We start from the raw sequence: 26,506 nt of genomic DNA on the forward strand, positions 1-26,506 counted from the left end.
TCTATTGTTCTCGACAGCGCGCCTCGACAGGACGGTTCGCCGATTGGATCCAGGCCGACAGCGGCCAGGCGTATCGCGGACGCGCTGGCAGGAACATATTTCCCCGCGCGAAACCTCTCCGGCGAGTACATTCGCGAGAAAGTCGTTCAGGCAACCTCGCGCGAGCACAATGCCACGTTGAAGTCCGAGCAACGGATTTCCTGACTCAAACATGTTTCCGTTCCTTTTCTGATTGACGCTTCACGGCGTGCAAAAAGGGATCAGTCCCTCAATAGTGCGCGGACGCGCCAAGGCGCGCCAGGGGTCAGGCACCGTCTACCGCTGCGCGGTAGACGGTGCCAGACCCCTTTTTGCACGGAAGACATCCCGAGCCTCATTGCCAGTAATTCCCTGTTCCAATAGAATAATCAGTGCCGTTCGATGGGCGAAAGGATCGCTATGATAGTCGCGAGCAAGCTTGTAAAGATAATCGAGAAAAACGCGTCGACAATCGCCGAACGGTGGGTAGACGACGTTTCAACTCTCCCTTACACACGCTCGTACTGGAATATCCCTCGCGAAGAACTCCAGGAAAGGGCCGAGAGCGTCTGCAGCCGCATGGGGTACTTTCTCGGAAAGCGTCTCCCCAGAGAGAAACTGGCCTCCTTTTACAAGCGCCTGGGCCAGGTTCGAAGAGAACAAGGTGTCGCGGTGGAAGAAGTCATAATGGCGCTGATGGTGTTGAAGCGCCATATATGGTTGTTCATCCTTCAGGAAGGCTTTCTCACCATAAACCTGGAGCTATACCAGGCCCTCGAGTTGAACAATCGCGTAGTTCTGTACTTCGACCGTGCCATCTACTATGTCGCGCAATCCTACTCCGCAGAGGATGACAGAGAAGAAGGCATGCAACTCGGTGAATAACGATACGCTCAATTTTCAAGACGCGAGAAACCTTCAATGGCTGTTTCTCGCAGTCGCCTCTGTGGCGCCCGCATTAGGCAAGCCGTTCACACGACCGTTGCCGTACGGCCTGGTGCTCGGAGTCGGCGCGGCGCTGAACGCCGCCTCTTACCTCGCGCCACTCAAACGTCTCGATACCAGGCGCATTGAACTCATCAACATCGCGCAACTCACGGTGTCCATTGCGGTCGTCGCTCTCGCGGTTGGTTTCTCCGGTGGCGTCACAAGCCCACTTTACGCTTTTTTGCTCGTCACGCTGATGATCCCCGCCTTTACCGCCAGCTTTTACCAGACGACGGCTTTTTCCGCTTACGCGATACTATCTTTCCTGCTTGCAAGCGCTCTGCTCGACAACAGCTCAATGACAGTGGCCCTGATATCTGTTGAAATAGTGACGCTCGCGATCTTTCCGGTGGCTATCAACATACTCCTGTCGACCTACCGACGAAAATTCCGACACAAAGAAATTTTCTCTACTCTCTATCGGATAAGCCGATCCCTCGGTGAATCCCTGGACATCAAACAGGTCCTCCACCGTTTACTGAGCGAGATGGACGCGGTGTTCGGCACTAACATCAGCTCGATCCGGCTGCTCGACCCCGCGTCCAACAGCCTGATCGTCAAGATATCGGGCGCCGCCGCGGAAGAGGTATCCAGGGGGCAGATCGCCATCCGCATGGGAGAAGGGTTTATCGGCTGGGTCGCCAAGAACGGCGAGCCGTTTATCACTACTGATATCAGCAAGGATTCACGCTTCGCTACTTTCCCCGACGCCAGGAAGAAAGTGGCATCCGCGATCGCCGCGCCTATCCAGATCAGCAACAGGACGATCGGCGTCATATCCTGCGCGAGCAGTACAAAAAGGAAGTTCAACGCGGACGACCTGAAGCTGCTGGTATCGGTCGCGAACCTGGCGGCGGAAGCCATCGAGAGAGCGGATCTTTACCAGCAATTACTGTCGCGTGGCGAGGCGATAACCGAGAGCATGGCCGATGGCCTTGTCATTGTGAATCGAGAGTGCAACGTCGTGCTGACGAACCGCGCCGCTCGCGAGATGCTGGACGCCCGCCCGGGGCCGGTCGAACCGTTGGATCTTCTCCTCAAGGGGAAGATCGTACAGTGGCGGCAACTCTGCCACGATATCCGTGACCGAATAATCGATTGCGCTGATGAGTTTTCAGCGTCATTCTCCACAAATCTCAACATTACCGCGGGAGCAACAGATGGCAGGGCCCTGAACGCCCATGTATCGCCGATAACGAGCCAGTGGGGCAAGGTCATCGGCGCCATCGTGCTGCTCGAGGATATCAGCGACATAATGCGCATGGCAAGTGAACTTGCTCTCGAGAAAGCAAAACTCGAGACCGTCCTGGAAAGCGTCGTGGTCGGGGTACTCGCGGTCGACAACAACGGCGAGGTTCTAATGGCGAACACGACTTTGTTCGACATGCTTGATGTGGCGCGACCGCGACAGTGGTTCAGGCAGTCTCTGGAGGACGCCGTTGGGGAGCATGCGCTCGTCCACCTCATCCGCGAAGCGATCGGCGGCAGTGAGCCGTTGCTCAAAGAGACCATCGTACTGTCATCGGGCCGTCATATCGAGGTATCTTGCGCGCCGATCAAGACGCTCGCCTCCCAGAGTGGCGGCGTGGTAGCCGTTCTCCACGACGTTACCGCCCTCCGTCGGGTCGAGCAGGCCAAGAGCGATTTCGTTTCTATGGTCTCGCACGAACTGCGCACCCCTCTGACTTCGATAAAAGCCTACGCGAACACGTTGCAGCGCAAAGACACGCGGTTCGACAACGAGACACGCTCGAGCTTCATAGACATCATCGCGGGAGAGGCCGACCAGATGGCAAAGCTCATCAACGATATCCTGGATCTCTCGCGCATCGAGGCGGGTCGGCTGGATCTGAAACCGACATCGGTAGATTTCCCCAAACTCGTTAGCAAGGTCATAACGAGGATAGAGCCGCAAACCGCGGGCCGCGACATCGTTCTCGACTTGCCCGAGGGCATGGGACCCGTTCTCGCGGAACCCGCGAAGCTCGAGCAGGTGCTACTGAACCTCGTGATCAACGCCATGAAGTATTCGCCCGAGGGCAGCAACGTCACGATATCCGCGAAGCGCCTCGAGAAAACATTGATGGTCTCCGTGTCGGATCGCGGCGCCGGGATACCAGAGGAACAACTGCCTTTTATCTTCGACAAATACGATCGCGCCGGGCTGTCATCCACCAGCGACATCTCCGGCGCGGGGCTGGGTCTTTACGTCACGAAGTCTATCGTAGAAGCGCACGGCGGACGCATCTGGGCCGAGAGCAAGAAAGGCGAAGGCACAACAGTGATCTTCACCATGCCGCTTGCGCCATCGGGTGGCCGCCTTCCCAATGCCAGCGATCTGACGGGAGGCTGAAATGTCTGAGTGCATCCTTATTGTTGAAGATGAGCAGACAGTCGCGGATATAATAGCCATCAATCTGCGCCTGGAGGCGTTCGATGTGAAAGTGGCCCTTAACGGAACGACAGGGCTTGAACTCGCGCGCGAAGGAGACGTCGATCTTATCATCTGCGACATCATGATGCCGGACATCGACGGCTATGAGATATGCCGCCAGCTCAAGAAAGACAAAGAAACCGGCGACATCCCGATCATCCTTCTCACGGCGCGTACGGAGGTCGAAGACAAGGTCGCGGGCCTCGAGGCGGGCGCGGACGATTTCATCACCAAGCCCTTCAGCTTCGCCGACCTGATCGAGCATATCAACATGAACCTGGATCGGGTCGCGAGCAAGTGCGTCTCCAACTCGCTGACGGGGCTACCGGGAAATATTGCCGCTGACGACATTCTCAAGGCGAAGGTCATGTCGGGGGAACAGTTCTCTTATCTGCGCATTTCCATCAATCATCTACGCCCTTACCGCGAGGTTTACGGAGTGGACAGGTTTGAGAACGTTATTCGCTTTACCTCGAAGACCATAACCGAGGCCATCGCCGAACATGGTGATGAAAGTAACGCCTGCTACCTGGGCGAAGGAAACTTCAGCATCATCACAACTCCGGAGAAAGCTGAACCTATCGCGAGGGACATCCTCGATGGTTTCGACTGCGCTTTGAGCGATTTCTACGACTTGAAGGATCTCAACAAAGCCTGCATCACGACTTTTGACCGATGTGGGGCCGTGGTAGAGAATCCATTGATGACGGTGTCGATCGGTATTTCCTCCAACAGGCATCGTCCGATAAAGTCTCACTGGGAAGCGGCGGAAATAGCCAGAGAAGTGCTTGAGTATGCTATGTCGTTCCCCGCAAGCAAATATGAGATAGACCGCCGCCTGGAGCAGGAGAAGTGAGATGCCCGGAGATAAACAGAAGGTGCTCATCGTGGAGGACGAGCCTCTTGTAAACGAGATGATCACCAAGAGCCTGAGGCTCGAGGGCTATCAAGTAGAGTCCGCCAGGACCGGTGAGGAAGGTCTCGCGAAAGCAAAAGACACAAATCCTGACCTCGTCCTTCTCGACATCCTCCTGCCGAAGATAGACGGCTGGGAGGTGCTCACGAAGATGCGCGACAACTCACGCACCAGGGGCATCCCGATAATAATGCTCACGGCCCTGGCGGATGAGAAGTCAAAGGTGCAGGGCTTGCGGGGCGGCGCCGACGATTACATAACGAAGCCGTTCAGCGCGCTCGAGCTCATAGCCCGCGTGGAGACCGTGCTCAAACGCTCGGGCCGTGGAGACGCCAGAACCGCCCGTTCCCGGATTCCCGTGCGGGAGAGTGGCAGGACACTCCTTTTGGATATCGATGATATCAACTTCGTGAACGTCCAAAGGGAATATACATATCTCTACACGGACAGCGACCGGTACCTCACAAACCACACGCTCGGGGAACTCGAGAAGATGCTCGATCCGGCAAAGTTTTTCAGGACGCACCGTGGCTACATAGCAAATCTCCAGAAAGTAAAAGAGATAATGAAGGTAGGGGTGTCTTCTTACGAGATCACCATGAGCGATCCGGCCAGGAGCAAGATCCCCATGAGCCGCCGGCAACGTTCAGAGCTCAAGAAGATTCTGGACATATAGCAAGCCGTTCTCACGCGCTAATGACTATGCGGTGCTCGAGGAAGGTCACCTCTTCGAGCTTGCCGGCAAACTCCCTGTGATTGCCGAGGATGTCAGTCACTTTGATGAGCCCGCCCACGTTCTCCACGAAGACGGCGTCTTCCATGACAAGTTTTTCTCCTTCGTCATCCCTCAGGTAAACATTGGATTCGCACATTTCACGCCTCCTCCTTACAGTTAAGCTTTTGCGCGCTTGCGCGCCACCTGATATGCGAGCAAGCCGAACGCGCCGATGATCAGCGCGTAAACGAGCGCGGCCCCGAGGAACCGGACAACCGCGTTGACACCATCGACGACATTGTGCGCGGCGTCTCTGAGCGCCTGCGCAAACCCCCATTCTTCACCGGCGCTCACGGATCTCCCGGGCTCGGCCAGCACAACCGCTATGGTCGAGAATTGGACGTGGTTATCCAGATAGTTCTTCCGCCCCGTGAGCGTTTCTATCTGTTCCTCTACGGACGCGAGTTCGTGCTGCACGGCGATGCCCTGCTCGATAGTTGTGGCCTTGGCCATCAGGCCGAGGTAAACCTGCTGTTGAGCGTTCAAATTGCGGATGCGGCTGTCGAGGTCGACATACTCCTCGGTCACATCCTGCGACTGCTCACGGGCCGCGATCACTTTGCCTAACTTCTTGAGCTGCTCCATCACTTTTGGGTAAACAGAATTCGGCACGCGGATGGTTATCGTCCCTCCGGTGATCCGTCCTTTCGAAGATTCAGAATTGGATTCTGACACGGCGCCTCCCGCGCCCTCGGCGATAAAGGAGACTTTCGCGTACGCCTCGTTGAAATCGCCTTTCTTGATCTCCAGGGAAAGTGAGCCTGTCTTGATCATTTTGATGTCCAGGCCCGAAATGCCCGGGATCGTCGTCAACGAGGCGCGCTCTGACTTGACCTCGTCTGGAGCAGCCTCGCCCGGATTCATCGACTTCGCGCGCGGCTCGAAGTCTCCCTGCGAGGATCCGCCATCGCCGAGGCTGATAGCGCGCTCGCCGGAATCTTTTTTTGCGCCTGTCAGAAACCCTATGGCCAGCAAAATGAGGAGGACAATGAGCGCTCCTCCACCAATTGCCAGCGTCTTTTTCAAGATCGTTGAGTTTTTTTGCTTCTCCTCCATGTCATCCTCCTCTTTCAACGGGTTTGCGCGGCATCGTAGATAAGACGATTTAAAACGCGCGCGGGTTCAAGTATAATGCAACCTGGAATTCATTGAGGTTTCATGCGCGGAAGCAGGAAGAAGCGTGGAAGAAAAAGCGGTTGCACTCAAGAACATCAAAAAAACTTTCCGCGTCGGCGCCGCCACCAGGCGAAGGGCGGCGGTTGAGGATCTCTCCCTTGGCGCGGACCACGGTGATGTCTTCGGGCTGCTCGGACCAAACGGCGCCGGCAAAACAACAACCCTTAAGATGCTTCTGGGGTTGGTGTTTCCCGATGAAGGCAGCGGCGCTTTGCTTGGAAAACCCCTGGGCGATCGATCGGTTCACGCGCGGCTGGGTTTCCTCCCCGAGCAGACTTACTTCTACGACTTCCTGACCGCCGAGAAAGGGCTTGCGCTCTACGGCAAGTTTTTCGGCTTGAGCGGTAACGCTCTCAAAATGAAATCTGTCGAATTACTCGAGCTCGTCGGCCTGCGTCGCGACTCGCACCTCACACTGGACAAGTACTCCAAGGGAATGTTGCAGCGCTTCGGTCTCGCACAGGCGCTCCTGAACGATCCTGAGCTGGTGATCCTCGATGAACCGTCGAGCGGCCTCGACCCGGTGGGCCAGAAAGAGGTGCGGGACATCCTCCTGCACCTCAAAGAACAGGGAAAAACCATTTTTGTCTCGAGCCATCAGCTTTCCGAGGTGGAGAACATCTGCGACAGCGTCAGCATCATGAACGCCGGGCGGTCCGTGAAGGAGGGCAATCTCTCAGAATTGCTGACAGTTTCTGGCCTGACGCGCGTGACTGTGCGTGGCGAAGACCCGGTGGCGAGAGAGCGCTTCCGGTTCGCGCGCTCGGTCGAGCAGGGTGACGGCCTTACAGTCATGGAAGTCGAGAGTTCCGACACGTACCGCGTTATCGAGACCGCTCGCTCGCTCGACATGGAGCTTGTGTCCGTGCAACCGTATCACATGTCGCTCGAGAATCTTTTCCTTCAGACCATCAAGGAGGCGTCGTCGTGAGAAACACTCTCGCGATAGCCGTGAACGTCGTCAAGGACGCCGCGAGAAAAAAGTTATTTTACGTGGTGTTCCTGTTTGGCATAGCCGTAGTCGCGCTCGCGCCGCTTCTGCCCACCTTCGAGCTCGGCGCCAGTACGCAGTTCTTGCGCGATATCTCGATCAGCCTCACCTCGCTGTTTGGAGTGGCGCTCGCGGTGATACTCTCGGTTGGCCAGGTGCCAGGCGAGGTTGACAGAAAGACCATATACAACATCCTCTCGAAGCCCGTCAGCAGGATCCAGTACCTTGTCGGCAAATACCTGGGGATAGTGGCGACACTCGCGCTCATCCTGTTTATCATGGGCGTAGAGACGCTGATAATGCTCGCGGTGAGAGTTCAGGTCTTTTCGCCGGTTATCTTCCAGGGCGTGTTCGCCGTCTTTCTCGAGGCGGCTGCCATCGCGGCGTTCTGCTTGATGATCTCCACGTTCGCAAGCGCGCCAATCAACGTGTTTGCCTCTATCCTTTTTTACTTTGCCTGCCACATAAAGAGCGACTTTCTGCACCGGTCGCTCGTCACGGGGACGAACTGGTTTCTCAAGGGGCCCGCTGGCGCCTTTTACTACGCGCTCCCAAACCTCGAGAACTTCAACATCTCCCAGCAGGTGGGGTACGGCAGTGGCGTTTCCACATGGTACTTGTTGAGGATAACGGGCTACGCGCTCCTGTTCACCGCGATCTTTATCGCTATCGGATATGCCGCGTTCAGGAGAAAAGACCTGTGAGAAAAGTGTGGCGGCGGCTTTGTGGCAGGCGTTTTAAGATCACAGTGGTCGCGTTGGTGGTAGCGCTCCTCGCCGGTGGCGCGTTTCTGCAGGTGTCCGTGGACAGATGCGTGACCGCGCGTGACCGATGGGATGAAAGCTCGCCATTTGACAGCGGCCGCTCCGTCCTCGATCTGCTGGGAGGTGTGCGCCAGACTCTCGCCGCGTACTTCTGGACGAAGACCGACGATATCTTTCACGAATACACAGGGCATTCAACAGCCGACACTAAGTTCCTGTTTCCTTACTACTGGATGATAACCAGGCTGGACACTCATTTCGAGATGTCTTTCTATTACGCAAGCTACATGCTGTGCGTATTCGGCCACCCCAAAGCGGGGCTCAACCTCGCGATAGAAGGCATGAAGTACAACCCTGACTCAGCGTTGCTGCAGGAAAACCTCGCCTCTATCTACTTCTTCTTTAAAAAAGACCCCGCTAAAGCCGGCTATCACAACAGAAAAGCTATTGAGCTCGAGAAGGATCCTGACCAGGCGCTCGCCAACCAGGTGTTCCAAAATGTAATCGACCAGGTGCTGGCCGGGAAGAAGAAAATCCCGGAAAAAGCGCCGGTTCAAGAGTACAAATGCTCAGACCCAGAGTGCGAACACAACAAAGATAAGCATGAGCATTAGAGCCGTGTAGTTCGTTTATGCCTGCGGCCCGTTCCTCATGCGTCGGGGAGAACCCCCCTCGCCCCCCTTATCAGGGGGGAACTTTGATTAGACACTCCTCATGAACCTGTCCATCTGGCATGCCGCAGTCTTGCCGGCGCCCATCGCCTCGATCACGGTCGCGGAGCCTGTAACGATGTCACCGCCCGCATAGACGTCGGGAATGCTGGTGGCAAACGTCTCTGACGAAGCTACAATGTAGCCCCGCCTGTTCAGTTCGAGTTCACTCGCCGTCAAGGTGAGCAACGGGTTTGCTCGCGTTCCTATCGCCATGACGAGCGTATCGGTCGCGAGAGTGAAAAAATCACCTTCGACCGGCACAGGCCTCCTGCGTCCTGATTCGTCCGGCTCGCCGAGCTCCATCCTCTGGCAGGTTATCGCCACACAACACCCGGTTTCTCCCAGCACCTCAACGGGGTTGGTGAGCATGTGGAAAACAATGCCTTCTTGAGCCCCATGGTCGACCTCTTCCTTGCGGGCGGGCATCTCCACGCGCGAGCGGCGGTAGATGATGTTTACTTCGGCGCCCATGCGCAGCGCGGTGCGCGCGGAGTCCATGGCGACGTTTCCGCCCCCCACGACGCACACCTTTCCTCCTCGCTTTATCGGGGTGTCGCACTCGGGGAAACTGCGCGCCCGCATGAGGTTGGCTCGCGTGAGGAACTCGTTCGCCGAGTAGACGCCGTTGAGATTCTCTCCTGGTATACCCATGAACGACGGAAGCCCCGCCCCTGTTCCGATAAAGACGGAATTGTATTCACCGCGGATGTCCTCTAATGTCGCGGTGCGCCCCGCCACGAAGTTAAGCTCGATTTCGACGCCCATGCTCTCGAGCATGTTGATTTCGCGATCGACAACACGCTGGGGAAGCCTGAACTCGGGGATGCCGTAGGTGAGCACCCCTCCCGCCACGTGCAACGCCTCGAAGACGGTTACAGCGTGGCCGCGTTTCGCGAGCTCGCTTGCTGCGGTAAGCCCCGCCGGGCCCGAACCTATCACAGCCGCCCGCAAGCCGGTGCTGCTCATGAGCGCGGGTGTTTTGGCGTGACCGCTCGCGGCCTCCGTGTCGGCGGCAAATCTCTCGAGAGCGCCGATCGCGATGGGATCTCCTTTCTTCCCAAGCACGCACATAGCTTCGCACTGACTCTCTTGAGGGCACACTCTGCCGCACACGCCGGGAAGAAGGTTCTCTTCCTTGATGCGCGCCGCGGCGGCGATGTGCTCGCGAGCCTTGATTTGTTCCACAAACCCAGGGATGTCGACGCCAACCGGACACCCTTTCACGCACCCGGGCTTCTTGCAAAAAAGGCACCGTTCGGCTTCAGCGACGGCCTCGTCGAGGTCGTACCCCAGCGCGACCTCCTCAAAATCTTTTATCCTTTCAACGGACGCCCGACGGCGCGCCGGCACCCGATCCGGCTTGAGCTTACCTGCCAATGTCTCTCCTTTAAGTCGATCAATCAACGAGAACCGTGGCGATCGCCATGATGCCTTCGCCGCGACCCGTAAACCCCATGCCTTCAGTCGTAGTGCCTTTGACGGATACATCTTCCGTGTCGATGCCGAGAGCGGACGCTATCCGCGAACGCATCGCCGCGCGGTAAGGCGCGATCCGCGGCGCCTCGCAAATAATGACGATGTCGGCGTTCACCACTCTGAAGCCACGCTCCCCCACGACACCCGCGACCTTGCCGAGCAGCGCCACGCCGGACACGTCTTTGTGCGCGGGATCGGTGTCCGGGAACATCTCGCCGATGTCTCCCGCGCCGCACGCCCCAAGGAGCGCGTCCGCGAGCGCGTGCAGCGCGACGTCCGCGTCTGAATGCCCCGCCAGGCCCGGCGCCCCTAAAATCTCCTCTCCCCCCAGGAACAACCGCCTGCCCTCGGCAAAGCGGTGCGCGTCCACACCTATGCCTGTTCTCACCGTTCCCTCCCGCTCAATATAGCGGCCGCCATTCGGAGGTCCGCCGGGTAGGTCACCTTGATGTTCTCAGGAGCGCCCTCGACGACCCCGACACGCCCGCCGATCCTCTCGACGAGCGACGCGTCGTCCGTTCCCTCAAAGCCTTCCTTCGCGGCATAGCGATGGGCCTCGCGGAGCGCGCTCAGCTCGAACGCCTGTGGAGTCTGAACGGACACCAATCGCGTGCGGTCAAGTGTCGATACCACCACGCGGCCCTCGACCTCCTTGATCGTGTCTGTGACGGGAATCGCCGTTACGAGGCCCGCCATTCCTCGTGGAATCTCGCACACAGTATCGATCATCACTGGCGTTACCATAGGCCTGGCGGCGTCGTGCACCACGACAATTCCATCTTTCTCCTCGACAGCCTGAAGGCCCAGAAACACAGACTCCTTGCGCGTCGCGCCTCCAGCGACTGTCGAATGCGCCTTTGATATCCCTGACGCTCGAAGCGACGCTACGCTCCACGTGTCGAGGCGGCCAGATGGCACAACAAGGACGATACCTTCAATCGCGCCGGATTGCTGAAAAGCTCTAAGCGAGTAGAGAACCATAGGCTCGTGGAGGAGGTCAACCTCGAACTTCGCGACAGAGTTCCCCAGCCTGTCGCCGCCGCCAGCGGCGGCAATCACCGCAAAAGCCACCGTCACGTCTCCGGTCGCTCTTCTGAGAGCTCCGAGAAAATCATCTTGCCGACCGGTGTCTGGAGGACGCTCGTCGCGACCACCGTGACCTGTGAGCCTATCTTTTTCTTGCCGCGTTCTACAATCACCATCGTGCCGTCGTCGAGGTACCCGACTCCCTGTTCGGGCTCCTTGCCCGCGCGGGTTATATTGATCCGCATATCCTCTCCCGGCAGCACCACCGGCTTTAGAGCGCCGGCAAGCTCATTGATATTGAGGATCTTTACCCCCTGTATCACGGCCACTTTGTTGAGGTTGAAGTCGTTTGTGGCAAGCGGCGCCCCCGTTTTCTTCGCGAGGGCCGTAAGCTTATCGTCTACATTCATGATTTCGGGGAAATCCTCATCGGTAATCTCGATTCCGGCGTTATCAAGCTGCTGAATCGCGTTGAGCACATCAAGTCCTCTGCGCCCCCGACTACGCTTTAGCGCGTCTGCTGAGTCGGCAATCGCTTGAAGCTCACTTAAGACGAATCGCGGAATCAGCATTATGCCATCGAGGAACCCGGCTCTGGCTATGTCCACAATCCGACCATCTATTATCACGCTTGTGTCAAGGATGATCGCCCGCGACTCTCCAGACAGCGCGAAGCTCGGAGATACCTTGAAGATGACCGAAAGTTCCGAGCGCTTGATAATCCCTATCCTGGCCCCTATAAAGCCGGACAACAGGAAAAGGACAACAGACGCGACGCTCCCCGGATATCCGAAGCGAAACAGCGCTATCGATGGAAACGTTGCCGCGACCAGGCCCGCCAGGGCGCCTCCGAAACCAAACAGTATGTTGATGCCCGAGGCCTTGTGGAAAGCAAGCTCGAGTTCGTCGAATATGTTGACTGTCAATCTTCCGACAGGACCGCCGACAACAAATCCTATGAGGAGCCCCAGAATAATGCCCACAATGATTGCCAGGACTTGTTGCGGGGTTCTCAGGATATAATTGTCGTTCAGTAAATCGGAGATCCAATATCCACTGTAAGAGCAGGCTAACATGCTCATCAGGCGGACGACCACCACTACCACGCTGAACGCCTCCCCGTATTAATTACATTTCAAATCGCCTTTCGCACCTTCGAGCTATCTCCCCGAGAACACCTCGTCGAGCATCCCAGTGGCTTTCTCGTCATCGATATTCAAAACGGAGATTATCTCCGAAAGGAGTATCTGGCGCACCTGACCGAGCATGCGCTTCTCGCCCGCCGAAAGACCTTTCTCGCGATCGCGTATGGAGAGGTTGCGAACAACTTCGGCAACTTCGTAAACATCGCCGCTCTTGATTTTGTCGCAGTTTTTCTTGTAGCGGTGATTCCAGTTGGCCGGCATCTGGCTCTGTTCCTGGTTGAGAATCTCGAAAACAGATTTGATCTGTCTTTTGGAGATGACACTTCGAAGACCAACGTCTTCAACTTTTTCCGCCGGGACGGTAATCTTGAGGTCGCCTTTGTGAAAACGAAGAATAAAACACTTCTTGCTCTCTCCATCGACCTTCTTGGTCTTGACTTCCTGAACAACCCCGGCGCCGTGATTTGGATAAACGATTCTATCTCCAACGTTGAACACTTTTCAGCAGCTCCCTTCAAACTCAGGTACGCCTATATCCAGGCTGTGTCGACTTGCAACGCAACCAAAAAGGACACAAGGAGAATCTTCGCCTGTCTCTTGATGCGGGATGTTTTATTCCACGCAGGAGCTTCATGTTAACATATAATGCCCCGGGCGACAAGAATTCTCGGGCGCCTTCCTCACCCTCCGCTCGCGGACTTGAGACGTCGGTCGAGAAAAACACCCCTCGCTTTGCTGAAAAGAATCAACAGCAGCGGGGGTCAGGCACCGTCTACCTTTACTGCGTAGAGGGGTCTGGCAACGTCTACCGCGCAGCGGTAGACGGTGCCTGACCCCTAATTAGTTACCCACTTTCGCTGGTCACCAGAGACGTGGAAAGTGGCGCCTTCCTTGACACCGTTCTCGACAGAAAAATATAATTAACCGACTTGAAATCCATATCGTTCTTCGCCTTCTGAAATGAGGTTGAGATGACAAGAGAAATTGAGGCCACCTGCAATGAATTCCAGGAAACCGTATCGCTGTCGCTTATCCGACACCGCAGCATCCTCGATGTTATGACAAAGTATCAGGACGCCTGTTCTCGCGTGAACCGCGCTCTGGCCAAGGCAGTAACTTCTTGCGGTTGTCTGGAAATCAACGCGTCGAAGCAGGAGTTGCCCGCTGACGCATCCTTGAGCGAAATGAGCGAGTACGTCAAGACACACCTGGATGGGCGGATTTGCGCCAATTGCGCGGAAGTCCTCGAAGAAGAGCTTGGCAAATCGCTCTTTTTTCTGGCGGCTATTTGCACTCTTACAGGAATCGACCTTCACGGGACTATGAAGCGCGAGAATGACCGCATCTCAACCCTGGGTTTCTACAGCCTCACCTGATAGAAGAATCATTTGACCGAGAGGGAAAACCAATTCTTCTGGAAGTATCACCGAGCAATGGTTCTGGCGACCAAGAATGACCTGGAAAAGATAAAGCCGAAAATCGCCTCAGCGTGGGTTAAAGACTGGATGTCAGAGCTCGGGCGCCCTGTCGGTGACAGGGAAGAGTTCAGGGTGTTGTTCGAGCGGTTTCTCTCCGAAGAGCTCGGATTCGCGGAGGTTGTCGCTGTGTCCATCGACTCAAACGAACTTGATATCAAGATCGAAAATTGCGTCATATGCCCGGGCAACGACCTGTTGCGCGCACAAGGAGCGCCAACGCTGTGTCCTATCCTGTTAACCGGCCTTATGGCAATCAACCGCGTGCTTAGAATGCGCCCCACGCTTTTGGGAGTCGATAAGCGTGGCACAGGATTTTGCACTATCAAATATGCGATAGCGCCCGGATCCTCCGCTCCATAAATACGCCGTCAAGTGTCAGTGGACACGAAAAGGCATAATGGGGTCAAACCAAAATATGCGTTTTGTAACAAATAAATGATGGGAGCGCCCATAAAAACGCATATTTTGGTTTGACCCCATTATGCCTTTTCTTCGGAGATACGATCCAGGCCTTCTTTGATCGCATGCGCCCGGCGCTCACCGACCCCGTCGACCTCATCCAGCAAAGCGGGAGAAGCGGTCATTATGTTCTTGAGGTTATCAAACCTGGCCACGACCCTGTCAATTACACTTGAGGGCACGCGCGGTATCATCGAGAGCACGCGATAGCCACGCGTGCGCACGAGCTTGTTCATCAACTCGATGGAACTACGAAAGCCCAGCGCTCTCGCTACTGTCAGGTCATCCATGAACTCATCTCCCGTGAGGGTCTCCAGCTCTCTTGCGATGGACGCCGAGTCCCGTCCGTCGCGCTGGATCAGATAGTCCTTGATCAGAAGCTTCTGGGACTCCTCGACGCCCGCCATGAGCTCGTTCAACTGCAGGCTTGCGAGCCTCCCATCTTTTCCAAGCTCGCTTACCTGAAACCGCACCTCGTCGGCAATGCGCGTGACCATCTCGTTGCGTTGTACAACCTTGATCACGTCGCGCAGCATGACCATGCCCTCGATTTCCAGTGTGTTGAGATGGCCATATTCCTTGTCGAGGCGCGCCCTGTAGCGGCTCAAGGTTTGCAACGCCTGATCCGCCTTCGCGAGCACGAGCGGGATGTTCTCGAGAGTAAAGTGATCATCCCCGACGTAAATAGAGACCGTGTTCATCTTCTCAGAAATCGCTATCACAAACGCGTTCCCGTGCCCTCGGGCGACGCGCTCGGCGGTGCGGTGACGCATCCCGGCTTCGTGTGTCGGGATCGACGCATCCGGCACGAGATGGACATTCGCGAAGTGGATGCTTTTGAGGTCGTCAGACAGGATAACCGCCCCGTCCATCTTCGCCAGCTCGAAAAGCCTGGGAGCGCTAAACTCTATGTTGATTTTGAACCCGCCTGACATGATATGGCGTAACTCGGTTATGCCTCCGACGACGACGAGCGCTCCAGAGTGCACCCGGAGTATCCGGTCGATAGCCTCTCGAAGTTCAGTGCCGGGTGAGACTTTCTCCAGGATCTCGATAAGCTTGCCTTGCCTCTGCTTCGCGGTGTCCATTCTCACATCCATCCTCCTGATAAAACGCAACACCGGGGTCAGGCCCCTTTGTTGCGTTTTAGCGGTAGACGGAAAGGTAGACGGTGCCTGACCCCTGATTTGGTTAGTCTACTTGTTCGCGCCGACAGGGGTGGCGACTTCCGCGTTCTCGCGGATCTCGAAGTCGAGCTTTCCGTCCTTTTCGTCGACCGCGATAACATGGCCGCCTGTAAAAGTACCACGCAATATCGCTTCGGATATCGGGTTTTCGATGAGCCTGGTTATAGCGCGCCGGAGCGGCCTCGCCCCCATTGACGGGTCAAACCCCTCCCTGACAAGCATGTCCTTGGCGGCCTCGGTTATCTCGATCCCGATGTCCTGCTCGCCAAGTTGATCGCGCACCCTGTCGAGCAGCAGGTCGGCGATTACCTTGACCTCGTCAGTGCTCAGTTCATTGAAGACTATGACATCGTCGATGCGGTTGAGAAGCTCAGGGCGGAACGTGCGCTTGAGCTCGCTCATAACCTTCTCCTTCATATCGAAGTAAGACATCGACCCTTCGCCTCCGGGCTGGAAGCCCATCGGCGCGGCCTTGTGTGTCTCCGCGGTGCCAAGGTTGGACGTCATTATGACGATCGTGTTGCGAAAGTCCACCTGGTGGCCGTGCGTATCGGTCAGCCTGCCGTCCTCGAGAATTTGAAGGAGCACGTTGAACACGTCGTAGTGCGCTTTCTCTATCTCGTCGAGCAACACCACGGAGAACGGGCGCCTGCGCACGGCCTCGGTTAGTTGCCCACCTTCTTCATGTCCAACATAACCTGGCGGAGAGCCGACCAGTCGCGAGACACTGTGCTTCTCCATATACTCGGACATATCGATCTGAATCAGCGCGTCTTCGTTGCCAAACAGGAAATTAGCGAGCGTGCGCGCCAGCTCGGTCTTGCCTACCCCTGACGGTCCCAGGAAGATGAACGAGCCACCAGGCCGGCGTGGATCCTTGAGGCCGGCGCGGGTGCGTCGTATCGCCTGAGAGATGGCGACGACAGCCTCTTCCTGGCTCACGACCCGCTTGTGAAGCTCTTCCTCCATACGAAGAAGCTTCTCGCTCTCCGCTTCGGTAAGCTGGTAGACAGGGATGCCCGTCCAGGAGGAAAGGATCTCGGTTATGTCATCGGCGGTCACCTGGAGCTTGTGGCTCAAGTGCGGCGCCTTCCAGTCTTTCTCTTTACCCGCGATCTCGAGGATGGTGGCCTGCTCCCTGTCGCGCATGCTCGCGGCCTTCTCGAAATCTTGCGTGGCAATCGCTGCCTGCTTCTCCTGGCGCAACTTCGCAAGGACATCCTCCTGCTCCCTTACGTCCGGAGGAGCTGTCGTAGCGCGCATGCGGAGCCTGCTCGCGGCTTCGTCGATAAGGTCTATCGCCTTGTCGGGCAGGAACCTGTCGGATATGTATCGGTGCGCGAGTCTCGCGGCCGCGATCAATGCCCCATCAGTTATCTGGAGCTTGTGATGCTCCTCATAACGGTCGCGCAAGCCCCTGAGCATGTCAACTGTGTGCTCGACTGTCGGTTCCTCGACCGTTATCGGCTGGAACCGGCGCTCAAGGGCGGCATCACGCTCGAGGTGCTTGCGGTACTCGTCCATTGTTGTCGCGCCTATTGTCTGAAGCTCTCCTCGCGCCAGCGCCGGTTTCAGGATGCTGGCGGCGTCTATCGCGCCCTCGGCGGCACCTGCCCCGACCAGATTATGCAACTCATCGATGAACAGAATGATGTCCCCGCGGCCGCGGATCTCCTTGATGACTTTTTTAAGACGCTCCTCGAAATCGCCCCTGTAACGCGAGCCGGCCACAAGCGTGCCGAGGTCGAGCGTGTACAGTTGTTTGCCGCGCAGCATCTCGGGAACCTCGTTCGATATCAGGCACTGGGCAAATCCCTCGACTATAGCGGTCTTCCCGACGCCCGGCTCGCCGATCAGCACGGGGTTGTTCTTGGTGCGGCGGGAGAGCACCTGCATGACCCGTTCAATTTCTTTCTCGCGTCCGATGACCGGGTCGAGCTTGTTCTGCGTCGCGAGCTCAGTAAGGTTGCGGCCAAACTGATCGAGCATCAGGGGACCCGCCGCGCCTTCGCCGCCCGCCGGCTCGCCCGCGGCAGACCCGCTGGCCAGACCCTTGAGCACTTGATTGCGCAGGCGCTCGAGATCGACGCCAAGCTTGACGAGGCCCTTTGCCGCTACCCCTTCCCCCTCGCGAATGAGCCCGAGCAGGATGTGCTCGGTGCCGATATAGTTGTGGCCCAGCTGGAGCGCCTCGCGTAACGAAAGCTCGAGCACCTTCTTGGCTCGCGGCGTGAACGGGATGTGGCCGCTTGGAGAACTCGATCCTCTCCCGATGACCTCGACAATCTGGCTGCGAACGGCTTCGAGGTCAACATGGAAAGCCTCGAGCGACTTCGCGGCAATCCCCTCCCTCTCCTGGATGAGACCGAGAAGAAGATGCTCTGTCCCGATGTAATTATGGTTGAGCTTTCTGGCCTCTTCCTGAGCCAGAACCACAACCCGTCTGGCGCTATCTGAAAACCTTTGAAACAACTCTTTTTCCTCCCACTTCCCTGTTATAATAAATGCAATAAACCGTCTATGCGAGCAGCGAGCGCATCTTCACAAGTCCAGTATCCGGCGAAGCTGGACGGCCCTCTCCCTGTCAATGTCTACCTCGACGGTCTCCGCGCCGAGAAGCTCCAGCAAGTGGTAAGAGCCTATCTCCATCCCAACAGACAAAGGATTGAAATCGCCCACGGGGAGAACTCCCGTGTCGACCCCAAGCTTCATCAGGGAGATAAGTTCCAGCGCTTCATAGTAACAGACACGCCGGCATCGCTCTACCACTCCCAGAGCCCTGTGCGCCCGATCCGCCAGATCGAGGGAATCCTCCCTTATCATCATTTTTCTGGCCGTTTTCTCATTGTCCGCCACCTGACGCGCAATCATGTCCATGTTCGTTGTTATAAACTCCTCCGTGCGCCCGAGTGTTTGCCTGTTCGCTATCTGAAAAAGGTTCCCGGCCACACCGGCCCTTTCTCCATCCATCCCCCTGACGTAGATGCCCGCCTGGCTCAAGGCGGAGATTGTCTTGCCTATCTCGCCGGTGATCACCAGTGCCGGCAGGTGCAAGATAGCCGACACCTCGAGGCCGGTGCCCACGTTGCCTGGATACGAGGTCAGGTATCCGACCCGTTGATCGAAGCAATACTTGACTTCGCTCTCTATTCTATTATCAATGTCATCGGCAGTGGCGTAGACCTTCATGAACTGCGCGCCCGGAAGTACCGTCTGTATGCGCGCGTGGTCTTCTTCATTGACCACCACGCTCCGGCCGTCGTCCGGGCCCAATGTCACGGCCCGGCCCTGGCGGCGGTTCGAGAAAGACACGTCTGTCAAGCGCTCCTCGGCCATCATCTCGAGCTGGTTACGTGAAAGCTCCTCCGCCAGGCGCATTTCCCAGTCCTTGTCATGGGCAACGCGGCGCGACACGGCCTCGAAAATCATTCCCCTGGCCCTCATCAGATCTTCTTCCCCGGCCTCCACAGGGAATGGCAACCCATCGATATTGCGGATCAACCGGGCGCGGCATGACAGAACAAAGGGATATTCCGGTCCCTGCTCTCTCAACCATTGCGCGCCGGCTTTGCGCGCCTTATTTTGCGCCACTGTCTTTGTCCATATCGAGCTCGCCTTTTATCTTTTTTATCTTGTCCCGGGCAGCGGCCGCGGCCTCGTACTCCTCCTGCGTTACCTGCCTCTCCAGGTGATGCTCGAGCTCCAACAGGCGCTTGCGCAACCGCGCGCTCTTTGAGGCCTTCCCCGGAATCTTTCCAACGTGCTCAGTCGCCCCCTGAAATTCGAGCAACACTTTATCCAGCAACTCCCTGAAAGCCTCATAGCAGTGCGAGCAGCCAAGAAATCCCATTTTTTGAAAGTCGTTAAACGAAGTCCCGCAAGTCTCACAGGTTATGATGGCCGACGATAGCGCGTCCTCGGCCACAGGCTCGTCCATCTCCCGCGCTCCGGACAGGATATGTGGGAGAACGGCAAACAGGTTCGCGGCCTCGGCCGTTTCCTCTATCCGGTTGGCGCACTTCTCGCAAAACTGCGCCTTCGAGATTTCGTTTGAGGATATCCTGGTGAGAAAGACTGTGGCTATGTTCCTTTTACATTCGTCGCAGAAGATGTTCATTGCGTCCGTTCCCCGTGGGCGTCCAATTATTTCGCTTGGCTGGCAATACAATGTTTACCGGAGCGGTTCTGGTGGATCCGTCAGTGCATCAACAGGCCACTCCTCGTGAATCTATTCGACATGTGTTTGAGATGACCTACCGTGCCGGGGGCGCAGATGTGGGAAGATGATGACGTCTCGTATATTCTGGCGCCCGGTCGCCAGCATGGCCAGCCTGTCAATGCCCACCCCGAGACCTCCCGCGGGCGGCATACCGTACTCGAGCGCCACGAGAAACTCCTCGTCTGAGGGCTGCGCCCCCTCATCCCCGGCGGCTCGTTTGAGGGCCTGCGCCTCGAAGCGCGCGCGTTGATCCACGGGATCGGTCAGTTCGGAGAACGCGTTCGCGATCTCATGACCGGCAACGAGTATCTCAAACCTTTCGGTAAAGCCCGGGGAGCTTAGGTTCTTGCGCGCCAGCGGCGACACTTCCTCCGGGTAGTCGAGAACAAACGTGGGCTGGATGAGCAGCGGTTCGACGAGTTTCTCGTAGAGCTCATTGATTATCCAACCGGGTCCCGCGGTTGACGGAACCTCGATGTCGCGCTCCGCGGCCAGCGCCTTGAGCCGCGAAGCGTCGGTCGTAATGTCAAGCTCGAGCCCGGCGAACTCTGACAGAGCTTCAAGCATGGTCACTTTTTTCCATGGCGGCGCAAGCGATATTTTCATGCCGGCGAACTCGAACTCGCTCGAGCCGTGTACCGCGACTATCGCCCTGGTTATCAGCTCCTGAAGGAACTCCATCAGATACCGGTAGTCGACAAAAGCCTGGTATGCCTCGAGCATCGTGAACTCCGGATTGTGGAGAGCGCTTATGCCCTCGTTGCGGAAGTTCCGGTTGAGCTCGTAGACCTTGTCGTATCCACCGACCAGCAACCGCTTGAGGTAGAGCTCGGGGGCGATCCGCATGTAGAGGTCCATCCCCAGGGCATTATGGTACGTCACGAATGGGCGCGCGGTGGCCCCCCCGGGGATTGGCTGAAGCATAGGCGTCTCTACTTCAACGAAACCCCGCTCGTCGAAGAAACGCCTGATCTCTTTGATCATTCTGGCGCGCGATTCGAGCACCCACCGCGCCTCCGGATTCATTAACAGATCAAGGTATCGCTGGCGGTAGCGCTGCTCACGATCCTTGAGCCCATGCCACTTCTCAGGGAGCGGGCGCAGTGACTTGGAGAGAAGCTCAAAAGAGTGCACCGCGATAGTGAGCTCACCACGGCGAGAGCGCACGACTTCTCCTGTCGCTCCTGTCCAGTCACCCATGTCGAGGTCTCCGAACAGAGCATAAGAGTCTTCGCCCACAACATCCTGCCGGAGCATCAGTTGTATCTTGCCGCTCGAGTCCTGAAGATCGGCGAACGTGGCCTTGCCGTGCTCACGCCGTCCAATCAGGCGTCCCGCGACAACAACGTTCTTGCCGGATGCGCTACCGGGATCGATGGACGCGAACTCGCTCGCGAGGTTCGCGGCATGTACGATATCGCCGGGTTTGCCGTAGAACGGCTTATAGGCCTCGCCACCCGCGTCCAATATCTTCTGCAGCTTGGCGCGCCTCACGCGCTGGAGCTCGTTTTCTTCCACCGGATGTTTCCCCTTTGGGGTCAGGTCTTTTTTCTAAAAAGTCGGTACGCGTTATCCGGGTTGAAGGCCAGCGACTTTAAAAAAAGACCTGACCCCAAAGTTAAATGTTACTTCTTGATAGTAAGCACACGATACTTCTTCTCACCGGCGGGCGCGGACACGCGCGCGACGTCGCCTACCTTCAAGCCCATCAACGCCTGTCCCACGGGACTCTGGAACGAGATGGAATGTTCCTCGGCGTTAGCCTCGGCCGAGCCCACGATGCGATACCGCTGCGACTTCTTGCCCGAGCTCACCTGCTTGATCTCAACCATAGAGCCGATGCCGACCTCTTTGGTTTTCACCTGCCTGCGGGATATTACTTTCGCATTCGCCAGTATGGTTTCTATCGTATCGATGCGGTACTCGATTCGCGCCTGTTCGTTCTTTGCGTCATCGTACTCCGAGTTCTCCGTGATATCACCGTAGCTGATAGCTTGCTTGAGACGTTCGGCAATTTCGTTCCGCTTGACGTTCTTGAGCTTATTCAGCTCCTCATTGAGCTTGTTGTGCCCTTCTTCCGTGAGGATAACCTCATCCTTGTTCTCGGTATTGATCAGTTCCATTTGCCTCCCCTTGAGTAAGAAACAACTACTTGCGCATGAGAGTCGGGATTGCCTGAATATTGGGCTGTATTATATGCATGGCGTCGTGTGTTTGCAACGGGCTGAAGTGCGTCAACGAGCCAGAACGACCGTGTTGCGATCCATCTGCTTGGCGGCATAGAGGGCAATATCAGCCTGGCGAACGAGTTCTGATTCCTCGGCGGCGTTCTCGGGGAACGCGGCGACGCCGGCGCTTATGGTGAGAGCGCTGCCCAAAACTTTTTTCTCTTCCGAGAGACAAAAGTCGAATACCTCTCGGCGTATCTTCTCCGCCGCTATCCCGGCATCGACAGCATTTGTCTCAGGGAGCACCGCGCAGAATTCATCCCCGCCATAACGGAAGACCTTGTCAACGTCTCTTGTGGCGCCATCGATTATAGACGCTATTCGCGAGAGGGCAATGTCGCCTTGCTGGTGGCCGAGCGTGTCGTTGAACTCCTTGAAGTTGTCAACATCCATCATGATAAAGGACACCGACCTTCCGTATCGCTTCGCCCGGCTGACTTCTTCGCGCAACACGGCCTCGAGACGTCTCACGTTGAAGACCCCGGTCAACGGATCGGTCACGGCGAGGCGGTTGATCTCCTCGAACAGTAAAGCACGCTGGATAGCAATGCCTATCTGATCGGCGACCGCCATGGCGAGCTGCTGATCCTTCTCGTCAAACGCGCAGGGACGCTCGCTGCGCACGTGAAGCACGCCCAGAGTCTTGCCCTCCGCCTGGATACCCACACAAATCGTTGATCCCTGGCCGATCTTCTCGAGTGTGCGACACTCTACTCTGGTCTGTGAAAGGTCGTCAATTTCAATAAGCCTGTCCTCGGAGACGGTCCAACACTCCTGAACTAATGGGTAGGGAGGCGTGGAAAGCTTGTCGAGAATCTCCTCTGAGTAGCCGAAGGACTCCATGTAGCGCAGATATCCTTCAGTCTCATCTACACGGTAGATAAGGCCCGAGTCGCAGTCGAACAGGTGCCGCACCGTGTCGAGCGCCAGCCTCATCACCTTTTTGAGGTCAGCGGTGGATCCGATGGCGTTCGCCAGTTGAATGAGACTCGCCATCTGCGCCGCGTCGGATTTGATGTGTTCGTGAAGGCGGGCATTCATTACGGCGAGCGCCGTCTCGCCGGCAAGCGCGGCCAGCAGAGACGCATGAGATTCATCGTAGCGCCCGCGCGCGGGATCCGTGCAGCAGAGGAGGCCCGACAGGTTGCCGCGCGTGAAGACAGGCGCGACAAGTAGCGTGCCCCTGGCGCGCAGGAACGCGGGGAAGATGTCGGCGCCGCCGGATTCTCTCGCCTGGAGCGCGGGTGGCCTTGCGGCCAGATCGTACATTTCCTCGAACCGCGCAACCACGACATCGTCCCCGGCGGGAAAATCACGCCTTGCCGTTCCGCAAGCGTCAACCGACATCACGGGGGCGAGCGTGTCTTTGCCATCCTCCACAAGAAACACGGCGCAGCCGGCCGATTCTGTCTCGTGAATGGCCAGTTTGCAGGCGTTCTCGAGCGCGCTCCCCATGTCAAGGCTTGAAGATAGTTTATGGCTGATCCGATACCTGATGTCCGACTCGCTTCGCTTTCTCTGTTCAACGATAGCGGCGGCGGACATGCGCGAGGCGCGCTTCTTGAAATAGACAACGGTCATCACTGCGCCACAGGCGCAGGCGCCGATAACAACGGTTAGCCTCACGGCGAAATCTATCTCCTGCCCGAGGAAAAGCGGCAGGAGCACAAATGGCGTGAGAACCACCGTAATGACCCACTGGAAAATCATCGCCAGAGCTTCCGGCGAAAGCCGCTCCTTCAATATCCCTCCGCAAGAGTTTCATGAAAATGAAAGGGGTCAGGCACCGTCTACCTTTCCGTCTACCCCATATTCAGGGGATCACCTTCCCAAGAGGAATCTCGAGGATTCCCGTGGCCCCGTTCTCTTTCAAGCGCGGAATGAGTCCGGCGAGCGTACTCTTTTCAACTACTGTCTCTATGGCGGAGTCCCCGTTCGCCAGATGGCTCACCGTCGGCGACTCCAGCGCCGGAAGCGCGTCGAGAACCGCGCTTTCCTGTGCCTTTGAGACGTTCATTTTCAAGAGAACCTTGCCGCGCGCGGCGATCGTGGACATCAAAAGCATTTTGATCTCGTCGATCACCTTTCGTTTCGATTGGTCGGCATAACTTTCACGGTTGGCGATAAGCCTGGTCGACGTGTGGAGGACATCGTCAATTATCTCGAGACCGTGCGCTCTAAGCGTGCTGCCGGTCTCTGTTATCTCGACAATGGCATCCACAATATCGGGCACCTTTGCCTCAGTCGCGCCCGCGGACGGGATGATCCTGGCGTTGATCCCAAGCCCTTCGAAGTAGCTTTGTGCGATGTTTGGGTACTCGGTGGCTACCTTCGTGCCCTCGGGAAGATCCATCGTCCTCTTGACACCCGAGTCGCGCCGTACCGCGAGGACTATGCGGAGGTTTCGGCCCGCGCCTGTTTTCGCGTAAGGAAAGTCGGCGAGGATCTCGACGTCGGCTCCCGTCTCCCGTATCCAGTCGAGGCCGGTGATGCCAAGATCGAACAAGCCTTCCTCTACGTACTTGCCTATCTCCTGGGGACGCAAAATTGCAACCTGCGATATGCGATCGTCATCGATGCGGGCGCTGTACTCTCTGTCGCTGTAGCGCCGCACAGGGATGTCAGCGTCACGCAATAGCATTATAGTTTGTTCCTCGAGACTCCCTTTCGGGATAACCAGCTTTATCAAGGTGTACCTCCATCACGCGCAAAATTACCAGAAATTATAACAGTCTTGATTCTTCTCATGGGAAATCAGGTATAATTACAGCTCTGCGGGCATGATTAATGGCGATGTTTTAGCGCGAATGCACAGCGGCGAACCTTGATCAAGAAAGGAGTGTTGCAGGTGATTGATCAGAAGTTTGTAGGCAGGGAGTATCCCGTCACCACGTATGAGATCGGGCGGGAGAAGATGAAGGAGTACGCCGCGGCAATCGGCGACATGAATTCAATGTACCACGATCGCGAGACGGGCAAGAAAAGCAAGTATGGCGACAACATCGCGCCACCCAACTTCGCCGCCGTGTATAATCTCATGGGTTGCGCCCAGATGTTTTTCGACACCGAGCTGAAGCTCAATTTCGCGATGCTCGTGCACGGTGAGCAGGAGTTCGAGTTTCTCAAGCCGGTCAAGCCCGGCGACGTCATCACCACAACGGGCAAGATCGCGGAAGTCATGGCCAAGGGGAACAACGACCTCGTCGTGTTCGAGGCTCGCTCCAAGAATCAGGAGGGCGATCTGGTGACAATCGGGCGCGCTACCTTTGTTATCAGAGGAGGGAATTAATATGGCTGACATTACATTTGACCAGGTCAATGTGGGTGATGAAATCCCGGATCTCGAAGTGACGCTCGAGCAGATGATGCTATGGATGTACGCGGGCGCAAGCGGCGACTTCAACCTTATCCACGTGGACAAGGAGTTCGGAGAGAAGGTCGGGCTCGGAGGCACAATCGCTCACGGACTCTCCAGCATGGCGCGCCTCGGCCGTTGCGTTACTGACTGGCTGGGCGATCCCGGCGCGCTGAAACACTTCAACGTCCGCTTCGCCAGCCCCGCGCGGCCGGGAGACACCGTTACCTTCTGGGGGAAAGTCACAGACAAAAAGGTCGAGGAAGGCAGGAACCTCGTCACTCTCGAGGTTGGCGCCAGAATACAGGATGGCACTTCTGTTCTGACAAAAGGCGAGGCCGTCGTCGAACTGTAAAGAGCTTAACTTTGGGGTCAGGTCTTTTTTCTAAAGTTTAAGAAGGGTCTGGCAACGTCTACCGCTTTAGCGGTAGACGTTGCCAGACCCCTCTGGACGGACGATCGACTTTTAGAAAAAAGACCTGACCCCAAAGTTAAGTGGGAAAGTGAAGGAAGAATGTCGTTCCTTTTGAGGCATCGTCGATGACACCAATTTTTCCGCCAAGCTTTCGCATTGTGCGCCTTGCCATCGAGAGCCCGAGCCCGGAATGTCCCTCCCATCCGGTATAGAACGGAACATACATGAACTCACGCGATTCGCTCGAGAGGCCCGGGCCCGTATCGGATATTTCGAGGCGCGCAAAGCCGTCTTCGCGGCACCCCGTTATCTTGATGCGCTTCTCCCCCATGAGGGCCGCGACGCACGCGTTTTCTATAACTTGCTCGAGAGCCGTTCGGATCATCCTCTCGTAGCCGAACACCGGCGGCAGCCCTGAAAGCTCGACTGATGCCGCCAATCCTTGCGCGTCATGTGTAGCGACTGCTTCGCGAACGACCTGTGTCGTCATAGCCGCGAGGTCATGCTTTTTCGGCGCGTCCCACTCCCGGATCGTTGTGCAGTTGAGGTACTGCTCCAGATCCTCGAGCAGGCCGAGGAGAGTGGAGTTGCCCGCCTCCAGCGTGTTTACGAGGTTCTCTCTACCGCTGGACCAGTCGCTTGCTGACATGTTTCGAAGGCGCTCGATCACGCGAGAAAGAGGGTTCGCGTATGTCTGTTCTACCTTTGCGCCGAGAGACCGCACCAGCATCTGGAAGTCAATGA

The 26,506-nt window shown here is 56.9% G+C and carries 28 protein-coding genes; 12 read left to right on the top strand and 16 right to left on the bottom strand.

The window, feature by feature from the left end:
* The 5 genes from CVT63_02580 to CVT63_02600 all read left to right on the top strand — a co-directional run.
* A partial coding sequence (locus tag CVT63_02580) for a hypothetical protein (GenBank protein ID PKQ28450.1) occupies positions 1 to 204 on the top strand: 204 nt, incomplete at its 5' end.
* Between the two features lie 216 nt (positions 205 to 420).
* Positions 421 to 903: a hypothetical protein gene (locus CVT63_02585; protein ID PKQ28474.1), complete on the top strand. Its 483-nt coding sequence runs from the start codon at positions 421 to 423 to the stop codon at positions 901 to 903.
* Positions 842 to 3,358, top strand: a complete 2,517-nt coding sequence (locus CVT63_02590) for a hypothetical protein (GenBank protein ID PKQ28451.1) — start codon at positions 842 to 844, stop codon at positions 3,356 to 3,358. The genes CVT63_02585 and CVT63_02590 overlap by 62 nt, the downstream gene beginning before the upstream one ends.
* 1 nt (position 3,359) lies before the next feature.
* Positions 3,360 to 4,295: a hypothetical protein gene (locus CVT63_02595; GenBank protein PKQ28452.1), complete on the top strand. Its 936-nt coding sequence runs from the start codon at positions 3,360 to 3,362 to the stop codon at positions 4,293 to 4,295.
* Position 4,296: 1 nt separating this feature from the next.
* Entirely contained in the window at positions 4,297 to 5,031 is a 735-nt protein-coding gene (locus tag CVT63_02600) for a hypothetical protein (protein ID PKQ28453.1), read from the top strand.
* 10 nt (positions 5,032 to 5,041) lie between these two features.
* Here CVT63_02600 and CVT63_02605 read toward each other — a convergent pair whose 3' ends face one another.
* Together CVT63_02605 and CVT63_02610 are read right to left on the bottom strand one after the other, a co-directional pair.
* Positions 5,042 to 5,227, bottom strand: coding sequence for a hypothetical protein (locus CVT63_02605; GenBank protein ID PKQ28454.1), 186 nt, complete (start codon positions 5,225 to 5,227; stop codon positions 5,042 to 5,044).
* A gap of 20 nt (positions 5,228 to 5,247) precedes the next feature.
* Positions 5,248 to 6,186, bottom strand: coding sequence for a hypothetical protein (locus CVT63_02610; GenBank protein PKQ28455.1), 939 nt, complete (start codon positions 6,184 to 6,186; stop codon positions 5,248 to 5,250).
* Between the two features lie 154 nt (positions 6,187 to 6,340).
* Here CVT63_02610 and CVT63_02615 point away from each other — a divergent pair, with 154 nt between their 5' ends.
* From CVT63_02615 to CVT63_02625, 3 genes are read left to right on the top strand one after another with little or no spacing between them, the layout of a single operon-like run.
* Complete coding sequence (locus tag CVT63_02615) at positions 6,341 to 7,237, top strand: hypothetical protein (GenBank protein PKQ28475.1); 897 nt, start codon at positions 6,341 to 6,343, stop codon at positions 7,235 to 7,237.
* Positions 7,234 to 8,001 carry a hypothetical protein gene (locus tag CVT63_02620; GenBank protein ID PKQ28456.1) on the top strand — a complete coding sequence of 256 codons (768 nt, stop codon included), beginning with the start codon at positions 7,234 to 7,236 and terminating at the stop codon, positions 7,999 to 8,001. The genes CVT63_02615 and CVT63_02620 overlap by 4 nt, the downstream gene beginning before the upstream one ends.
* Positions 7,998 to 8,675, top strand: coding sequence for a hypothetical protein (locus CVT63_02625; protein PKQ28457.1), 678 nt, complete (start codon positions 7,998 to 8,000; stop codon positions 8,673 to 8,675). Before CVT63_02620 ends, CVT63_02625 begins: the two co-directional genes overlap by 4 nt.
* Before the next feature lie 87 nt (positions 8,676 to 8,762).
* Here CVT63_02625 and gltA read toward each other — a convergent pair whose 3' ends face one another.
* The 5 genes from gltA to CVT63_02650 form a co-directional block, all read right to left on the bottom strand.
* Complete coding sequence (gene gltA, locus CVT63_02630) at positions 8,763 to 10,262, bottom strand: glutamate synthase (NADPH), homotetrameric (protein PKQ28458.1); 1,500 nt, start codon at positions 10,260 to 10,262, stop codon at positions 8,763 to 8,765.
* Positions 10,171 to 10,638 carry a 2-C-methyl-D-erythritol 2,4-cyclodiphosphate synthase gene (locus CVT63_02635; GenBank protein PKQ28459.1) on the bottom strand — a complete coding sequence of 156 codons (468 nt, stop codon included), beginning with the start codon at positions 10,636 to 10,638 and terminating at the stop codon, positions 10,171 to 10,173. Before CVT63_02635 ends, gltA begins: the two co-directional genes overlap by 92 nt.
* Positions 10,635 to 11,327: a 2-C-methyl-D-erythritol 4-phosphate cytidylyltransferase gene (ispD, locus tag CVT63_02640; GenBank protein ID PKQ28460.1), complete on the bottom strand. Its 693-nt coding sequence runs from the start codon at positions 11,325 to 11,327 to the stop codon at positions 10,635 to 10,637. Before ispD ends, CVT63_02635 begins: the two co-directional genes overlap by 4 nt.
* Complete coding sequence (locus CVT63_02645) at positions 11,324 to 12,358, bottom strand: PIN domain nuclease (GenBank protein ID PKQ28476.1); 1,035 nt, start codon at positions 12,356 to 12,358, stop codon at positions 11,324 to 11,326. Before CVT63_02645 ends, ispD begins: the two co-directional genes overlap by 4 nt.
* A gap of 78 nt (positions 12,359 to 12,436) precedes the next feature.
* Positions 12,437 to 12,919, bottom strand: a complete 483-nt coding sequence (locus CVT63_02650) for a CarD family transcriptional regulator (GenBank protein PKQ28461.1) — start codon at positions 12,917 to 12,919, stop codon at positions 12,437 to 12,439.
* A 485-nt stretch (positions 12,920 to 13,404) separates the two neighbouring features.
* Between CVT63_02650 and CVT63_02655 the strand changes: the two genes are divergently transcribed.
* Positions 13,405 to 13,797 carry a DUF1573 domain-containing protein gene (locus CVT63_02655; protein PKQ28477.1) on the top strand — a complete coding sequence of 131 codons (393 nt, stop codon included), beginning with the start codon at positions 13,405 to 13,407 and terminating at the stop codon, positions 13,795 to 13,797.
* 57 nt (positions 13,798 to 13,854) lie between these two features.
* Complete coding sequence (locus tag CVT63_02660) at positions 13,855 to 14,259, top strand: hypothetical protein (GenBank protein ID PKQ28462.1); 405 nt, start codon at positions 13,855 to 13,857, stop codon at positions 14,257 to 14,259.
* 119 nt (positions 14,260 to 14,378) lie between these two features.
* Here the strand turns inward: CVT63_02660 and CVT63_02665 are convergent, their stop codons facing one another.
* The 8 genes from CVT63_02665 to CVT63_02700 form a co-directional block, all read right to left on the bottom strand.
* Positions 14,379 to 15,458, bottom strand: a complete 1,080-nt coding sequence (locus CVT63_02665; GenBank protein PKQ28463.1) for a DNA integrity scanning protein DisA — start codon at positions 15,456 to 15,458, stop codon at positions 14,379 to 14,381.
* 96 nt (positions 15,459 to 15,554) lie between these two features.
* A complete protein-coding gene (locus CVT63_02670) occupies positions 15,555 to 18,017 on the bottom strand; it encodes an NDP-hexose 4-ketoreductase (GenBank protein PKQ28464.1) in 2,463 nt (820 codons plus the stop codon).
* A gap of 69 nt (positions 18,018 to 18,086) precedes the next feature.
* On the bottom strand, positions 18,087 to 19,151 hold the full coding sequence (locus CVT63_02675) for a hypothetical protein (protein PKQ28465.1): 1,065 nt from the start codon (positions 19,149 to 19,151) through the stop codon (positions 18,087 to 18,089).
* A complete protein-coding gene (locus tag CVT63_02680) occupies positions 19,123 to 19,662 on the bottom strand; it encodes a hypothetical protein (GenBank protein PKQ28466.1) in 540 nt (179 codons plus the stop codon). The genes CVT63_02675 and CVT63_02680 overlap by 29 nt, the downstream gene beginning before the upstream one ends.
* A gap of 111 nt (positions 19,663 to 19,773) precedes the next feature.
* Positions 19,774 to 21,306 (bottom strand): lysine--tRNA ligase, encoded by a 1,533-nt coding sequence (gene lysS, locus CVT63_02685; protein PKQ28467.1) that lies wholly within the window; start codon positions 21,304 to 21,306, stop codon positions 19,774 to 19,776.
* Positions 21,307 to 21,389: 83 nt separating this feature from the next.
* Positions 21,390 to 21,887 carry a transcription elongation factor GreA gene (locus CVT63_02690; GenBank protein ID PKQ28468.1) on the bottom strand — a complete coding sequence of 166 codons (498 nt, stop codon included), beginning with the start codon at positions 21,885 to 21,887 and terminating at the stop codon, positions 21,390 to 21,392.
* A gap of 111 nt (positions 21,888 to 21,998) precedes the next feature.
* Positions 21,999 to 23,735, bottom strand: coding sequence for a hypothetical protein (locus CVT63_02695; protein PKQ28469.1), 1,737 nt, complete (start codon positions 23,733 to 23,735; stop codon positions 21,999 to 22,001).
* A gap of 70 nt (positions 23,736 to 23,805) precedes the next feature.
* Positions 23,806 to 24,681 (bottom strand): ATP phosphoribosyltransferase, encoded by an 876-nt coding sequence (locus CVT63_02700; GenBank protein ID PKQ28470.1) that lies wholly within the window; start codon positions 24,679 to 24,681, stop codon positions 23,806 to 23,808.
* Positions 24,682 to 24,816: 135 nt separating this feature from the next.
* On the opposite strand from CVT63_02700, the gene CVT63_02705 reads away from it, so the two are divergent.
* Positions 24,817 to 25,281, top strand: a complete 465-nt coding sequence (locus CVT63_02705) for a hypothetical protein (GenBank protein PKQ28471.1) — start codon at positions 24,817 to 24,819, stop codon at positions 25,279 to 25,281.
* A gap of 1 nt (position 25,282) precedes the next feature.
* Entirely contained in the window at positions 25,283 to 25,702 is a 420-nt protein-coding gene (locus CVT63_02710; GenBank protein ID PKQ28472.1) for a dehydratase, read from the top strand.
* A 136-nt stretch (positions 25,703 to 25,838) separates the two neighbouring features.
* Here the strand turns inward: CVT63_02710 and CVT63_02715 are convergent, their stop codons facing one another.
* Complete coding sequence (locus tag CVT63_02715; protein ID PKQ28473.1) at positions 25,839 to 26,492, bottom strand: hypothetical protein; 654 nt, start codon at positions 26,490 to 26,492, stop codon at positions 25,839 to 25,841.
* Between the last annotated feature and the right edge of the window lie 14 nt (positions 26,493 to 26,506).

Source organism: Candidatus Anoxymicrobium japonicum (genome assembly GCA_002843005.1).
Classification (GTDB): Bacteria; Actinomycetota; Geothermincolia; order Fen-727; family Anoxymicrobiaceae; genus Anoxymicrobium; species Anoxymicrobium japonicum.